The following is a 15,121-nucleotide window of genomic DNA, read 5'->3' as shown; positions in this document are numbered from 1 at the left end:
ATGACTGGCAGCTACACACAATCAAGCACCAGCACCTTTACGATCACTCATGCCCGCCACATGGCAGCGAAATTGGCCGCCGACCTCAAGCGTATGCAGCGCTTCTATGGGGCGCCCAGCGATGACAGAATCGCCGCTTATGAGACCGAAGTGGTTGAATTGTTGAAGGCCGGCTATCTGGACACAGTCACCTACGGTTTCAAGCGGGGTGATAACTGGATCGAGCCCACACTGCGCTACACCGCAAAAGATCTTGCAGGCATGTCCGGAATCGATGACGATCCCGGCAAGCTCCGCCCAGGCGCAGATGTATCCGGGGCGAGCTTCTACAACTACCTGACGTATTCCTCTGCCTGGTTCACGCTGTCGGCTCCTCAGCGGGAGTCATTTGAAAAGTCGCTTCCATTTCAGCGTACCGGGGCAGCCGAGCCTGGTATCAGCGGAAGCCTGGTGTCTGACCGCAGCTACTCTGCGGGTGGCAAGGCACTCGACCGCCTCAGTGTCAGAAGCTACTAATGCACTCAAAGCCAACCCTTGACGAGTTGTTTGATCAACGTCGCATCTATCCGGACATCGACGCCCGCACCCGATTGGATCGGCTGATTGGCGTGGACGATCAGAAGGCTCGCTTGTCGAAGATTCTCGGCCTGCTAGTCCACCCAGCTGGCCTGGAATTGTGGGCCAAGCGCCATCACCCAGGTGCCGCAACGCTGCTTGATTCCGTACTGCGCCGACCTCCTTTGGTCATTCTTTCCGGTGACGTCGGCTCTGGCAAAACCGAATTGGCAGAGACTATCGGTGATGCCGTGGCGCGACAGGAGAAGATTGATATCACCTTGTTCCCGCTCAGCCTGGCCACCCGAGGCAAGGGACAGGTTGGCGAGATGACCCAGCTACTCACCACAGCGTTCGACTACGCGCTGGCAGAAGCGACCAAATTGCAAGGTCGCGGAAAAAGCACCGGAGGGGTCATCTTGCTGGTGGATGAGGCCGATGCGCTGACCCAGTCTCGGGAATCGGCGCAGATGCACCATGAGGATCGAGCAGGGGTCAATGCCTTCATCAGGGGTATCGATCGTCTGGCGCAGACGAAGGTGCCCGCCGCCGTGATCATGTGCACCAATCGCCTCAACGCGCTGGATCCGGCCGTACGCCGTCGCGCCGCTGACATTTTGACCTTCAACCGTCCTGATTCAGCTCAGCGACGCTACGTCCTGGAACACCAGTTGCGACCGCTGGGCCTATCCTCCGTGCAGATCGAAGGGCTGGTAGAGGCCACTGGAGCGAAGGATGGACAAGAGGTCGGCTTCACCTACTCTGACATCACACAGCGGTTGATCCCCTCGATCGTACTAGATGCTTATCCAGACCGATCGATTGAGAGCAAACGCGCGCTTGAGATTGCTCGCCCAATGCAGCCAACGCCGGCGTTTCAGGATCATGGCTGAGATGCCTTCCCAGCACGCGCCGGGGCGCCGCTGACACTGTTTCGTGTGGCACAGCTGGCTGCCCCACCCCAGTCGCTGCTATTTCACATTGTTGACCAGGCAAGCGCCTGCTGCTGAGTGTATGGAGGTCCCAAGATGTCCCAATGGTCACTTTCACAGCTGCTTTCTTCATTGCATGAGGATGTTCAGCTGCGCCTTGCCACTGTCCGGAAGACGTTCAATCACCCAGGGTCCAAGGGGGATGCCAGTGAGAACGTGTGGATCAGCTTGCTGGATACCTACCTACCAAAGCGCTATCAAGCTGCGAAGGCACACGTGGTGGATAGTCAAGGAAATTTCAGCCAGCAGATTGATGTGGTGATTTTCGATCGGCAGTATTCACCGTTTATTTTCACCTACGAGGGTGAAATCATTGTTCCTGCCGAGAGCGTCTATGCGGTGTTCGAAGCCAAGCAGACAGCGAATGCAGAGCTGGTGGCGTACGCCCAGCAGAAGGTGGCAAGCGTTCGACAGTTGCAGCGCACTAGCCTGCCAATCCCGCACGCGGGTGGGGTCTATCCGCCAAAGGCCTTGATGCCAATTCTTGGCGGGCTGCTGACCTTTGAAAGTGACTGGAGTCCAGCGCTTGGGCCCTCCCTGGAAAGGGCACTGACCGCCAATCCCGGCGACGGGCGCTTGGACCTTGGCTGCGTTGCTGCGCATGGTCACTTCTTCTTTGACCATTCCAAGGATCGCTATCTCTTTGTGAATGAGAACAAGCCCGCGACGGCGTTCCTCTTCAAACTCATCGCCCAACTTCAGTTCAGTGGGACCGTACCGATGATTGATGTTGAGGCTTACGGCCAGTGGCTGACGAAGTGATGGCTTGGTCATGGCAGCTGTTGGGCGCGACATGAGGCATGCCTGCCCGGGTACTCCGCGCTGTTTAGCGAGGAAGCTTGCCTGAGGGAGACGCCTCTAGGCTTCACGCGCTTCGTGCCCAGCTCGAGGTGCACCGAGTGAGGTCGCTGCCTTCCGGCCCGGAGCACGGATGTTTCAACTTGGGGCGTCGCGCGATTAGCTTGTGCACAATCAGCGTCAGCGGGCCAGCGCGAGGCTGGCTGAATCTCTAGCGATGCCGCGACTATCCCTTCCTCCGAGTCCGAGTCCGAGCCCCACCTCGACCACGTGGCGGGGCCGACCTAAAGGAAGAGGTTCGCAACCTCCAATGGCCACCTCGACTGCTGCGAGAGCGGCTCGGCCACAATCATCGATAGCCTGCCGGACAAGAGCATTCCAGTCCCCACAGCATTGATTACGCTCGTTTGAACTACGCCGCCGGGCACAGCCGCTCCATTGGCTTTGCCTCAAATTAGAAGCCGTGCATTGGCGCCGCACCAAATTCATGCACTAGCGTTGTGCAATGTCCAACTACACAGCATTGGCGCGCGCGCGATTGTGGTGCAACACCGCATCGATCCATTGATTAATCAATGAGATACAGAATCATAGTTTTGCGCGTGCAACAGGATCTTCCGCATGGCCTGCCCGCCAACACACGCCAAGCCTGTCCGCGTGGCTTCTGGACTCCCCAAAGCCGGCAGACGCACAACATCGTCTGACGGCCCGGGTCGGCCTGCACGTCGCGCTTCTGCCCGCAGTGTGTCGGCTTCCATCCCGTCGCAGAAAGCCTTCATATCTGGTCGCGGATGCTTTGGCCACCTGTACTGTTCGCAGTTGAACGGCGTCGTCGACCTGGACATCGAGTTGTGCGCTGGCGCACGAACTGTCGGCACGGGCTTCGTCGACTTCGGCCCGGTTGCTGTATGAATCTGGGCCCCGACAGGCAAAGCTGCCAGAAGCGCTAGGAACAAAAGCCTGCTGCGGATATCCATGTCCACCCCCTGAGACCTGGATGATAGCTTCAACGACGATCTAGGTTCCCACCGTTGTAACCAGCCCGTGGCGGTATCCATTTCCTTGAAATCTGCAGCACTGAGCCCTTGCTGCGCCCTCAGAATTCAAGCAATTCTCGTCACCCAATTACGCCGGTCCGGCTCACATCCCGGACACCAGCATCCGCCATCAACCGATCAATCAAACCCAGAACCTCCGGCTTGCCACCCCAAACGGGCATCGGCCGAACCAGGTTCCGCAGCATCCGCAGATCCTGCTGCCATCCCAGCAGGTCGCTCACTTTGTGCAGCGCCTTGGTCTTGCCAGTGCCATGCAACGCATCGACCAGGGCGGCGGTCTTCAAACCCAGCTCAGGCAATGCCTCAAGCTGCATGCGAAGTCGGCGTACCCGGCGACGCCAGCGATGGACGTTCTCAGGACTATCGTCGTGAGCAGCGCGCTTCTGCGCTTTGCGGGCGCGACGTTCGCTATGCAGTAAACCAGCTTTGATGTCAGAAGACTTCACTGCATGCCAGGGCAGCGCATCCAGCCACAGGGTTACGTCTGCGAGCTGCTTTCGCCGGCGACCGAGCAAGGGATCCTTGCCCATCTCATTTCGCATAACGCGCTCACTTCGCCGCTGCAAAGCTTCGCATGCCGGCCCCAACTGCACCTCTGGGTGGTCCGCCCGCAGACGCTGAGCAGCCTCCGCCACCACATGGGCGTCGCGCATATCTGAAAGGCTGTCCCCCAATCGCTGCAGCGACGCGTCTGCCCGATCCAGGTCCAGCTCGCTACGCTCCAACAATGCCAGCAAAGCACGCAACCGGCGAATGGCCTTGCGCGCGGAATGGATGGCCGGCTCTGGTGCATCGGTGGCCGACAGTCCCTGCAGGATCGCAGCACATTCCCGCCTCGCCAGGGCATGTGCCCTCTCCCCTACTTCCTGCTTCGACATCGCATGCCTCGGATTGAGCGGGTTCACGAGCGTGACGCGTCACGTAAATGCCCGGACAGAACCGCCTACTTCGCCGCTAGTGCGTTGATCTGGTCGCACTCCACCACGTTAGGTGGTGAAGGCATCGCTGCCAAGGCCAGCATGGTGCGACCAATTGCCTCGTTGCTTGTGGCCATGCCCGGCGTCATGCGTTCCGCAAGTTTCATCAACGGTCCGCCGAACTGATACAGCGGCTTCAGCGCGCCATGGCGGGTTCCGGTGCCCTCAACCGGCCGCACGCCCCCCGGGCGCAGCATCACCGTTTCAATCGGCAGCGCGGCAAGCGCACGTTCGGTCTCGCCCTTGATCCGCAGCGGCATTACCCGGCTGTCGGGATCCGCATAGGCACCGGACACATACAGGAACCGCCCGCCCGGATTGGCCTGGGCCCAGGCGCGGGCAACCGCTACGGTGGCGTGCAGGGTGGCCCGGCGGTATTCGGCCTCTGGCGTCCCAACGGGCGGTGCCCCGGCACAATAGAAGCAGGCATCGAACCCACCCAGAAGCGGCACTACCCCCTGCGCCTGCAGGAAATCGGCCAGTACGATCTCCTCAACGCCGGCGGGTGCATCCCCGCCCTTGCGTACCAGCACGGCCAACCGCTCCACCGCTGCTGAGGCCTGGCAGGCCATGACCACACCCTGCCCCACAAGCCCGGTTGCGCCGGTCACCAGAATCTTCATTGTCTCGCACCCACAGAACAGCTCACGCCAGACTATCACCCGGTCCAGGTGACGCCACTGTGGTTGTCGCCATCACCCCTTGGTTGGCAATGCAGGGTGCGTGGGCGGCCCTCGACGGAAGAGCTCCGCCAAGGGCCGCCCGTCCAGACTCAGCCTGCCGCTGCCGGGACCGGCGTGTTGAGCAGCTGCTGTTCCCACAAATAGGCCACGCCACTGCCTGCCGCGTGGTACTTGAACACCTCGGTCAGTGCTTCCACATGCTCCAGCCGCGCCCAGTCACGGTGCCATTCGGCCGCCACCGCCACCCATGTCATTACATTGGCACCGGCGGCAATCATCCGCTGGATCGCCACTTCGTGTGCCTCCGTGGAAACGGCACCGCATGCGTCGGTGACCACAGTCACGTCCCAGCCCTCGCCCAGTGCCTGGATTACCGGCATCGCAACGCAGATCTCGGTCCAGAGGCCGGCAATGATCAGCTGCTTGCGGCCGGTTTGCTTCACCACGTCGACCACGGCGGGGTCTTCCCAGGTGTTGATGAAGGTGCGGTCGATCACTTTCTGGTCGGGGAACACGTCGGTGATGTGGGGGAAGATCAAGCCACCACGCTCGGCAATGACGCTGGTAAGAATGGTGGGAACTTCGAACACCTTGGCCACCTTCGCCAGCGCGGTAGCGTTGTTCACCACGGCTTGCGGGTCGTGACTGTTGAGGTTCGCCAGCTGGTACGGCTGATGGTCGATCAGCACCACAACCGAGTCTTCAGGGCGAAGAAGCGAGGAAAGACCATTACGGAAAGCCATGAATGCATCCTTTGCTGCAATGAAGGGTGAGGCTGAAACCTTGTCACCCAGCGACGACCGCCGGTAGATCCACTCCGACCGCAGCTGTGTCGCGCCACGCGGAACGACGTCTGCCGCCCGGCTGTGGCAGGATGCAGATTCATCAGAAGGACGCGGCATGGATATCGAAGATCTGCGGACGTTCGTGGAAGTGGCGGATGCAGGCGGCGTCTCTCCCGGTGCACGTCGGCTCGGCATCTCCAAATCCATCGCCAGCCGTGCCCTGGCACGCCTGGAGGCGGAGCTGGGCGTCCAGTTGCTTGCCCGGACCACCCGGGGAGCCGCGCTGACTGAGGCGGGTGCGGTGTTTCGCGAGCATGCAGCCAAAGCCTGCGCGGAAATCGATCAGGCCCGCGAAGCGCTGCAGCCGGAAGGAGAACTGCGTGGGCGGCTGCGCATTGCCTTGCCACTGACGTTTGGTCCCACCCATTTCGCTGATCAATCCCCGCACCTGGACGGCGGGACTATGGCGCGAGGGTGTCGGGAAAATGTCGGAAATTCGTAGTTAACGAATCTCTAGCCCGGCTCCGACCGGATTCCGACCTCGCAGTTTCCAGAATCGCCGCCATCTCTTCAAAGCTGGCTGGCCGCATGGCTCCTGCAACCCCCTCTTCCTCGTCAATCACGCTCGGTGCATCGGTCGCAACCGCGGTGCCGAAAACGGGCGTATTCGCCCGGCTCTCCGCGTTTCGCCCGACGCTGAACCAGGAAACGTTGATCCTTGCGGCAAGTGCGTTCTTTGCGCTGGTCAGTAACGGCCCCTTCTGGAATGCCGCCCACGCCCTGCATCCGGGCAGCGTGCTGTTTCTGATATCGCTGGCCGGGGTCCTGATTGCGGCCAATGGCTTGTTGCTGTCCCTGCTGGTCTGGCGCTGGACGGCGAAAACAGCGCTCACGGTGCTGCTGTTTGTCACCGCCATGGCGGTGCATTACATGACGCGCTACGGCGTCTACTTCGATGCCGACATGGTGCGCAACGTGCTGGCCACCGACGTCAAGGAATCGCGCGAGCTGATGACCCCCAGCCTGATCCTGCCACTGCTGATCACCGCCGTGCTCCCTGCGCTGCTGCTCTGGCGGGTTCGCATCGTGCCGCGCGCTTTCACCCGCACCCTGTGGGTACGCCCGGTGTTCATGCTGGGGCTGCTGGTGATCGGCGCGGGTTCGGTGATGCTGGCGTCTGCCGACGTCGCCTCCATGCTGCGCAATCACCGCGAGATCAAGTATCTGGCCACGCCCATGAACTACGTTATCGGGCTGAAGCAGAACCTGCGCAGCAGCTCGCCCATCGCCAAAGCACCCAAGACCCCCATCGCGCAGGACGCCGTCGTGGCTGCGCGCCCGGCCGGAAGCCGTCCGCGCCTGCTGGTGGTTGTGGTGGGAGAGACCGCGCGCGCCCAGAACTGGGGTCTGAATGGCTACGCACGCCAGACCACTCCAGAGCTGGCGCAGATCGGCGTGGTGAACTTTCCGGACATGCACTCCTGCGGTACCAGTACCGAAGTATCGCTGCCCTGCATGTTCTCGCAGATCGGCCGACGCAACTATGACGAAAAAGCCATCCGCGGGCAGCAGTCGTTGCTGAACGTGTTTGACCGCGTCGGTATCAACTCGCTGTGGCGTGACAACCAGTCCGGCTGCAAGGGCGTCTGCGAGGGAACCGCATTCGAATCGCTGACCGATTCACGTGATCCGTCGCTGTGCAAGGACGGTCGTTGCATGGACGAGATACTGCTGGCCGGCCTGGACGCAAAGGTGCGTGCCCTCCCCGGCGACCGCGTGGTGGTGCTGCACCAGCTGGGCAACCATGGCCCCAGCTACTTCCAGCGCTACCCGGACAACTTCCGCAAGTTCACCCCACCCTGCCAGAACCCGGAGCTGGGCAACTGCACGCCGCAGCAGATCGCCAACGCCTACGACAATGCCGTGCTGTACACCGACCATTTCCTGGCCCGCACCATCCACGAACTGCAGGCGATGAACGACTACGACACCGCACTCGTGTACGTATCCGACCATGGCGAGTCACTGGGCGAGAAGGGCCTGTATCTGCATGGTGTGCCATACGCCATTGCCCCCGCCGAGCAGACCTCGGTGCCGATGATCATGTGGTTCTCGCAGCGCTTCGCCAGCTCGCGCGGCCTGGACACCAGCTGCCTTGCCCAGCGCGCCCGTCAGCGGACTGACCATGACGTGTTGTTCTCCTCGTTGCTGGGGCTGATGCAGGTCAGCACCCATGCCTACGACCCGACGCAGGACGTGTTTGCCTCCTGCATGAAGGCGACATGACAGGCGGATCACCCGAGCCGCTGTAACCTGTATCCATGCGCCGTTTCGCCCAAGCCTTCGTTGACGTGGATGCCTTTGCACCCGGCCTTCCGGATTACCTGGCGCTGGCTCTGGCCAGCGCGGTGCAGCGTTACAACATCGGCAAAGGCTGCCCGGCGGCGGTTCTGTTCACGACGGATGGCGAGGATCCGACAATCACGGACATGCAGTGGGGGCTGGTCCCGCGCTGGTCAAAGGAACCCGCGACACCCTATACCACGGTGACCGCACGCCTGGGCAAAGCACCGTCCAGCCGCCTCTTCACCAGTGCCTGGGAGCACCGGCACTGCATCGTGCCGATGACCGGCTACTACAAATGGGACCGGGAGCGGAAACTGCCGTGGCCCATGTTTGTCCAGCGGCAGGACGGTCTCGCGCTGCTGGCGGCCGGACTGTGGGAGCGCTGGCAGGACGAAGCCGGCCAGGTGCTGGACAGCTTTACCGTATTGACCGATGCAAATCCGGACATCCCTGCCCCGCTCTCGCAGGATGGCCCCGTCTTCGTCTCGCCGCAGGTGGCAATGGACTGGCTGAGCGGTTCAATCAATACCCCCGCAGGACTGAAAGCCCGTGCCCACACGGATGCGCTTGAAGTCCATTACGTGAGCAAGGCCGTGCGCGACCTGAAGCACGATGAGTACACGTTGCTGGAACCTGTAAGCCCGGATGAGCCTCATCCTGAGGGAACCGCAGCCTGGGACGGTGACGGCCTCGATGAGGACGAGGACTGATCGAGATCACCGCCCTGACGGTTTGCGCGCCCAGCGCGAGAGGTTCTGCTTCAACGTGTCAATGCCTTCCCAGGGATCCTTGCGCCGCCGCTTGAGCTTGGCCGGTACCGTCTTCAGGGTGAACGTATCGGCACGCTGCAGTTTGGACAGCTCGGTCCAGCTGATCGGCATGGCCACAGGTGCCCCCGGACGCGCGCGCAGGGAGTACGACGCGACCGCCGTGGCACCGCGGCCGTTGCGCAGGTAGTCCACGAAGATGCGCTTGTTGCGCAGGCTCTTGGTGGCCTTGGAAAGGAAGCGGTCCGGCTCGGACTCGGCCAGCGCCTCGGCAAAGCCTTTGGCGAAGCGTTTTGTCAGGTCCCAGTCGCAGCCCGGCCGCAGCGGCACCACGACATGGAGTCCCTTGCCACCGGATACGCGCAGAAACGACTCCAGCTTCAACTGCTTCAGCTTGCTGCGAATGTCTGTGGCCGCCTTCTTGACCTCGGAGAATGGCACGCCCGGGCCGGGGTCCAGGTCAAAGACCACCCGGTCGGCACGGTCCGGGGATTCGGCATGACTGCCCCAGGGGTGGAACTCCAGCGTGTTGAACTGCACCAGCTCCATCAGCCCGGCGGCGTCGCGCACCACAAGATAATCGCCTTGGGAGCCGCTCTCCTCTTTCAGTCTCACCGTATCCACGATATCCATTCCAGCCGTATGGTGCTTCTGGAAGAAGCACGCTTTCGCGGTGCCGCTTGGGCAGCGGATGACCGACAGCGGCCGCCCGACGACTTCGGGCAGGATGTAGTCCATGATGGCGTTGTAATAGTCCCAGACGTCCTGTTTGGTGATGCCGTCGTCAGCGAACAGGATCTTGGTTGGCGATGAGAGGGACGGCATCTCCTTGACCGCCTTTTTCGGGCTTGCCGACTTTTTGGCCGCCTTCTTCCGCGGGCCTGTCGATGTGCCCCGGTCACTGTCTTTCAGATCGCTCACCTGCTTGTCCTCGCGTACCGCTTTCAATGACGGTTGGCGAAGCAGTTGCTGCCCGCCTATGCCCCGGTAGAACACCTCCACCACGAAACGCGGTTTGAACCAGGTGGCGCTGCGCAGGTCGGTGTCCATCTCGGGGATATGGACACTGGGGGTCTTGCTGCCGGCCTTGCCGATCAGTGCGCTGATCTCGCGCAGCCGGGCGTCGGTGAAGCCGGTGCCTACCCGGCCGGCGAAGCGCCAGCCATGATCGGGGTCGGGTCTGGCAAGCAGCAGCGAGCCGAAGCCGGTTCGGCTCCCTTTGGGCGCGGTGTATCCAACCACTGCGAATTCGTCGCTGGCGAGCTGCTTGGTCTTGCGCCAGTCATCACTGCGGCCGCCGTGGTACGCACGGTCCGCACGCTTGGAAATGATGCCCTCGAAGTGCTGCTCGCCTGCCATCTCGAAGGCCTTCGCACCCTCGCCTTCAACGTGCGAACTGTAGGCCAGCTGCCGGGAAGCACCCTCCAGCAGCGTCTGCAGAAGCTGTTTCCGCTCCAGCAGGGGCGCCTCCGAAACATCCACGCCATCAAGATGCAGAAGGTCAAACAAGGCGAAGGTCAGCGCACCTTGGCGCTCGCCGGACAGCGTGGCCTGCAACAGATTGAAATCCTGCTTGGTGCCCTTGCCGGCGATCAGCTCGCCGTCCAGCGCGGCCGACTCCAGACCCAGCGCGGCCACCGCATCACGGATCTCAGGCACCTTGTCGGTCCACTCCAGCGCGTTTCTCGACCACAGCCATACGGCGCCTTTGTTGACCGTGGCCAGGATGCGATAACCATCCCATTTGATCTCGTGTACCCAAGCGTCCCCCTGCGGCGGACTTTCGCCGAGTTTGGCAAGTTGCGGCGCGAAGGGGCCAGTCGGAGCGGCGGCCTTGCGGGACCCGGTCAACGCCTGCGCCTTCTTCGCCCAATCGACCCGGCGCGTGCGCGCCTTCGGCACCACGGTCGTCAGCCGCTTCTTGTGGGTCTTGCCGGTACCCGCCCGCTTACGATCCGCCTCCGGGGCCGAGGTGACATCGGCCAGCAGGTCATCGGCCTCGAGGGGGCCGGCGAAGGCATCGTTGTCCTTGAACAGCAGCCATTGCGGCTGACGCGCCGGCTTGCCTGAGCGCACCAGGTGCCAGCCACCCTTGAGCTTGTCGCCGAACAGCTCGAACCGCAGATGCCCCTTGGCGAGCTGCGCTTCGGCGTCTCCCTCGGTTGACCACACGCCATGGTCGAACTGGGCGACGTGACCACCGCCATACTGGCCTTTGGGTATCTCGCCTTCAAACCCGGCGTAGTCCAGGGGATGGTCCTCGACCTCCACGGCCATCCGCTTGACCTTGGGATCGTAACTGGGCCCCTTCGGCACCGCCCAGCTCTTCAGCGCGTCCCCCACCTGCAGGCGGAAGTCGTAATGCCGGCGGCTGGCATGGTGCAGCTGGACCACGAACAGGGCGCGATGGCCGCGTGGCGCGGCTTTGCCCGGCTCGGGCTCACGGGTCTTGTCGAAGCTGCGTTTGCGACGGTACTCACTCAGACTCATGCGACGCTTCCAGTCACGCGCGTTTGCGCGCCTTGGTCGCCGCCTTCTTGGTCGGTGCCTTCTTCGCTGCCGCCTTCTTTGTTGCTTTCTTGGCCGGTGCCGACTTCTTTGCGGCCTTGCTGGCCTTGGCGGGAGTGCGTCGGTTGCTGTCCAGGCTCTTCTGCAGCAGGGCCATGAAGTCCACCACGTTGGTGGCGGCATCTTCGTGATGCTCGGGCTCCTCGAACTTCGTGGTGGCTCCGGCCTGCTTCATCCGCTTCTTGATGATGTCCGACAGACGCTCGCGGAACTCATCCTGGTACTCGGCCGGATCCCAGTCGGAGGTCATGCTTTCGATCAGCTTCCGGGCCATCTCAAGCTCTTTGGGGGCCACCCGGTAGTCCTTGGCACTGCCCTTGGGCAGCTTGTACTCGTCCAGCGCCACCAGCTCCTGCGGGTAGCGCAGCAGGATCATCACCAGCGCGTCTTCCTCGGGCATCACCGCGCAGATGTATTCGCGGGTGCGGATCACCACCCGGCCGATCCCGACCTTGCCGGTGTCCTTCAGGGTTTCGCGTAGAAGGACATAGCCTTTCTCGGCCTTTTTGCCGGGAATCAGGATGTAGGGCTTCTCGTAGTAACGCAGGTCGATGCTGTCGGCATCGACAAAGGCTTCCACATCGATCGACTCGTGGGTTTCCGGCGCGGCGGCGGCAATGTCCTCCTTTTCGATGACGACATAGCTGCCCTTGTCGTACTCGAATGCCTTGACGATATCCTTCCAGGGCACCTCCTCGCCCGTGTCCGCGTTGACCCGCTCATAGCGGATCGGCTTCTTGTCGCGGGAATCGAGCATGCGGAAGCTGAGGTCCATGCGGCGCTCGCCGGACATCAGCGAAACGGGGACGTTCAGCAACCCGAATGAAAGCGAGCCGGTCCAGATCGGTCGTGGCATGGGCAGGTGCCCTCTGTGGCAGTCGACTGTCTTTTTAGGCCCGCGCCGGTGGCGCATGTGTGAAGGGGTGTGATGACCGGTACATTTACGCAGGAAGCCTGCGCTGCAACTGCGTAGATTCATGGGGTGCCGCTGCCGCGAGACGCCCCATGAGCGATTCACAGACCCCGCCACCTGCCCCCTCGCTGTCCAACGACCTGGCGCGTGGACGCACCCACATGGCCAACGAGCGCACCCATCTGGCCTTCCTGCGCACCACGGTGTCGCAGATCGGCTTCGGGATCACCATCAACCGCTTCAGCATGTACCTGCAGCAGAACGACCAGGCTCCCGAAGGCAGCCGCATGCTGCTGCGCGATGCAGGCAACGCCGGGGTGGGCATGGTGGTGCTGGGTCTGGCACTGCTGATCTGGTCGCTGCTGCGCTACTGGCAGGTCGGCAAGGACATCGAGCGCGGCGTGATGGTGCCCCGCCACCGCGCGACCATCGCATTCAGCGTCGGGCTGCTGCTGCTCGGCGGACTGACCGCGCTGTGGCTGTTCCTGGACAAGTGATCCGCCGGCTGCACCGGCAAGCCCTTTACTTCGGGAACAACAGCGTAATGCCGAAGCGCAGCCCCCAGTCCGGCCCGCCGTGGGGCGTCTCCAGATACACCCGCACGCCGCCCTGATAGCTCAGCATCTGGCTGCCCAGCTTGCTCACCTTCGAGTACTGCACATTGAGCGGTACGGTCCACTGACTGCCCTTCCAGTCATAGGTGGACTCCACGTTGAAGGTCAACGTGCGGCCACCAGTGAACGCCCTGGACACGAACGGCTGCAGAAACGTCGAGCTGATGTCCGCGCGACGGCTTCCGGTGCCGGCGACATCCGCCAGGTGGTTGGCCAGGGCACCGTAGGTCCAGCCATGATCCTGTTTCAGCACCACGAACGTGGGTCCGGCGGCCCAGGTGTCGGCTCCCAGGTCATCCGTACCGGTCGGCAGCAGAAGCGCCGGGCCGATGCCCCAGATCACACCGGACGGGCCGGGTTCGCGTGGCGAGAAGAAGAAGCTCTGGGTGATGTCGCCGATGCCGGCCTGATCCGTGCCCGGCACCACGTCTTTCTGATACGTCACCGGCAGAATGGTGCGCGAGATGACGTTCCAGTGCTCGGAGATCTGGAACGGTGCCACCGGCTGGATGTTGAGGTTATGGCGATAGCCATCGTCGCCATAGGTCTGGTCATAGTTGTACTGGAACGGCACGCTGATCAGCGCCGCCACCGGATTGGACAGCTTCTTCGCCAGCTCGTCGGCGTCGTGCTGCTGGGCCGAGGCGGTCTGCGCCGCCAAAGTCCCGAGAAACACAAGCACGGGCAGGATGCGTTTCATGGCACTGGCTCCGTGCGCAGACTGCGCTGCAGGTCGGTCATCGGCTCCTGCGGCACCTGGGTGATGCCGGTGCTCGGCCGGTCAAGGTCCAGGATCAGTCCTACCGCCAGGGTCAGCAGCAGGAGCAGCAGCAGCGTGCTGCGTCGCTGGTGCGGACGTTCGTACCCGACAAGCCCCGCCGCCAGCACCGCAAACAGCAGCAGCATGCGCAGGATCCGGGGCGGAATGTGGTCCTGGCGGGCCGCGAAGCGTTCCGCGGCCAGGTCGATGGACTCGTTGGTGGTGGTGAACAGCAGTGAGGCGCGCGGGGTGTCCCGGAAACTCTGGGTGCCTGCCACCAGCGCCTGCCAAAGCTCGTTCTGCAGCGCAACGGTACGCGCGTTCTGCTGGATCTCCTCCTCGGCCGTGCGTGCATTGGCGAAGTCGACCCGGGCATCCACATAGCGCCGCAGCACGTCCTGCATCCGGGTCCGGTCAGCACCGTCCAGCAGATCGGTCCGCAGCCACGTGGTGCCGAGCGCATTGGCTTCCTGCACCACCAGCTGGCGGCGCTCGTCATAGCGCCCGAGCGACAGCGAGAACGTGAAACCGATCAGCAGCGCCAACAGCCCCAGCACGGACGTCATCGCGAACGCGTCGTTGTCCTTTTCATCCACGGCCGGGGCCGCGGGTGCCGGGCGACGTTTACGCTGCCAGCGCGCCACGGCAGCGCCGATTTCACGCGCAATCAGCAGCGCCAGAAAAAAACACAGGGTGATCAACCAGAGGGGCAGCGTGGGATAGCTGGCCGGAATATCCATGAAAGCACCCGTGCGGTGAGCGAAATCGTGTCTCGACTGTCCCTGAGCATGCGCAATGGCCCGATGGGCTGCGTCAGTACTTCTACGGATCGGCTGCCAGTGAACGACGCAGGCAGCCACAGTGCACGCCATCTTCATGCCACCGGGGCAACCCTCCTCCCAACAGATCCTGCACCGAGGCGTTTCCCATGCTGCCTGCCCCCTTGCGCCGCATTGCGACACTTCTCTTCGACGATGGCGTACTGCGTTTGATCTTCGAGAACACCCGCAACCTGGCCGTCTCTTCGCTGGTCACTGCGGCAGGCCTGGAAGTGGTTCGAACCGGGCCTGGCGAACTCGACCTGGCCCATCCCACCCTCGTGGGATATGTAGTGACGGCGCTGGGAGCCTGTCTACTGCTGCTCAACCTGCTGGACGGCATCTGGCGCCTGAGCCGGTTGAAATGGCACCTGGTCCTGCAGATCGCGCTGTGCTGCACGTACGCGTTCATCTCCTGGCGGGTGGCGCAGCTGGTACTCAGCTTCAAGGCCAGCGGCGGCTTCGGCATGACGGTGGGCAACTGAAC

At 62.7% G+C, this 15,121-nt stretch carries 15 protein-coding genes; 8 read left to right on the top strand and 7 right to left on the bottom strand.

Annotation, left to right across the window (positions count from 1 at the left end; all coding sequences use genetic code 11):
* From RT551_RS00350 to RT551_RS00340, 3 genes are all read left to right on the top strand, one after another.
* Nucleotides 1-516, top strand: coding sequence for a hypothetical protein (locus RT551_RS00350; protein WP_026070608.1), 516 nt, complete (start codon nucleotides 1-3; stop codon nucleotides 514-516).
* On the top strand, nucleotides 516-1,448 hold the full coding sequence (locus RT551_RS00345; protein WP_017355006.1) for an AAA family ATPase: 933 nt from the start codon (nucleotides 516-518) through the stop codon (nucleotides 1,446-1,448). Before RT551_RS00350 ends, RT551_RS00345 begins: the two co-directional genes overlap by 1 nt.
* Nucleotides 1,449-1,583: 135 nt before the next feature.
* Complete coding sequence (locus RT551_RS00340; RefSeq protein WP_026070607.1) at nucleotides 1,584-2,309, top strand: DUF6602 domain-containing protein; 726 nt, start codon at nucleotides 1,584-1,586, stop codon at nucleotides 2,307-2,309.
* A 1,153-nt stretch (nucleotides 2,310-3,462) separates the two neighbouring features.
* On the opposite strand, the gene RT551_RS00335 is transcribed toward RT551_RS00340, so the two are convergent.
* From RT551_RS00335 to RT551_RS00325, 3 genes are all read right to left on the bottom strand, one after another.
* Nucleotides 3,463-4,281 (bottom strand): CHAD domain-containing protein, encoded by an 819-nt coding sequence (locus tag RT551_RS00335; protein WP_313454999.1) that lies wholly within the window; start codon nucleotides 4,279-4,281, stop codon nucleotides 3,463-3,465.
* Nucleotides 4,282-4,346: 65 nt separating this feature from the next.
* Complete coding sequence (locus RT551_RS00330; protein ID WP_313454997.1) at nucleotides 4,347-5,003, bottom strand: NAD(P)H-binding protein; 657 nt, start codon at nucleotides 5,001-5,003, stop codon at nucleotides 4,347-4,349.
* Between the two features lie 149 nt (nucleotides 5,004-5,152).
* Nucleotides 5,153-5,806: a hydrolase gene (locus RT551_RS00325; protein ID WP_313454996.1), complete on the bottom strand. Its 654-nt coding sequence runs from the start codon at nucleotides 5,804-5,806 to the stop codon at nucleotides 5,153-5,155.
* Between the two features lie 157 nt (nucleotides 5,807-5,963).
* Here RT551_RS00325 and RT551_RS00320 point away from each other — a divergent pair, with 157 nt between their 5' ends.
* The 3 genes from RT551_RS00320 (at nucleotide 5,964) to RT551_RS00310 (ending at nucleotide 8,904) form a co-directional block, all read left to right on the top strand.
* Nucleotides 5,964-6,350 (top strand): LysR family transcriptional regulator, encoded by a 387-nt coding sequence (locus RT551_RS00320; RefSeq protein WP_313454995.1) that lies wholly within the window; start codon nucleotides 5,964-5,966, stop codon nucleotides 6,348-6,350.
* 86 nt (nucleotides 6,351-6,436) lie between these two features.
* On the top strand, nucleotides 6,437-8,134 hold the full coding sequence (locus RT551_RS00315) for a phosphoethanolamine--lipid A transferase (RefSeq protein WP_313454994.1): 1,698 nt from the start codon (nucleotides 6,437-6,439) through the stop codon (nucleotides 8,132-8,134).
* Between the two features lie 35 nt (nucleotides 8,135-8,169).
* A complete protein-coding gene (locus RT551_RS00310; RefSeq protein WP_313454992.1) occupies nucleotides 8,170-8,904 on the top strand; it encodes an SOS response-associated peptidase in 735 nt (244 codons plus the stop codon).
* A 6-nt stretch (nucleotides 8,905-8,910) separates the two neighbouring features.
* On the opposite strand, the gene ligD is transcribed toward RT551_RS00310, so the two are convergent.
* Together ligD and RT551_RS00300 are read right to left on the bottom strand one after the other, a co-directional pair.
* Entirely contained in the window at nucleotides 8,911-11,451 is a 2,541-nt protein-coding gene (gene ligD, locus RT551_RS00305; protein WP_313454991.1) for a DNA ligase D, read from the bottom strand.
* 13 nt (nucleotides 11,452-11,464) lie between these two features.
* A complete protein-coding gene (locus RT551_RS00300) occupies nucleotides 11,465-12,385 on the bottom strand; it encodes a Ku protein (protein WP_313454989.1) in 921 nt (306 codons plus the stop codon).
* Between the two features lie 149 nt (nucleotides 12,386-12,534).
* Between RT551_RS00300 and RT551_RS00295 the strand changes: the two genes are divergently transcribed.
* Nucleotides 12,535-12,939, top strand: a complete 405-nt coding sequence (locus tag RT551_RS00295; RefSeq protein ID WP_313454987.1) for a DUF202 domain-containing protein — start codon at nucleotides 12,535-12,537, stop codon at nucleotides 12,937-12,939.
* Between the two features lie 25 nt (nucleotides 12,940-12,964).
* Here RT551_RS00295 and RT551_RS00290 read toward each other — a convergent pair whose 3' ends face one another.
* The gene (locus RT551_RS00290) at nucleotides 12,965-13,756 is read right to left on the bottom strand and encodes a transporter (protein ID WP_313454985.1); all 792 of its coding nucleotides are present in this window, start codon (nucleotides 13,754-13,756) and stop codon (nucleotides 12,965-12,967) included.
* A complete protein-coding gene (locus RT551_RS00285; RefSeq protein WP_313454984.1) occupies nucleotides 13,753-14,556 on the bottom strand; it encodes a hypothetical protein in 804 nt (267 codons plus the stop codon). The genes RT551_RS00290 and RT551_RS00285 overlap by 4 nt, the downstream gene beginning before the upstream one ends.
* A 188-nt stretch (nucleotides 14,557-14,744) precedes the next feature.
* Between RT551_RS00285 and RT551_RS00280 the strand changes: the two genes are divergently transcribed.
* Nucleotides 14,745-15,119 carry a hypothetical protein gene (locus RT551_RS00280; protein ID WP_313454982.1) on the top strand — a complete coding sequence of 125 codons (375 nt, stop codon included), beginning with the start codon at nucleotides 14,745-14,747 and terminating at the stop codon, nucleotides 15,117-15,119.
* Nucleotides 15,120-15,121: the final 2 nt, after the last annotated feature.

This window comes from Stenotrophomonas sp., assembly GCF_032103445.1.
In the GTDB taxonomy this organism is placed as follows: domain Bacteria; phylum Pseudomonadota; class Gammaproteobacteria; order Xanthomonadales; family Xanthomonadaceae; genus Stenotrophomonas.
The sequence above is the reverse complement of the archived record's forward strand: the minus strand, read 5'-3'. Positions and strand labels throughout refer to the sequence as shown.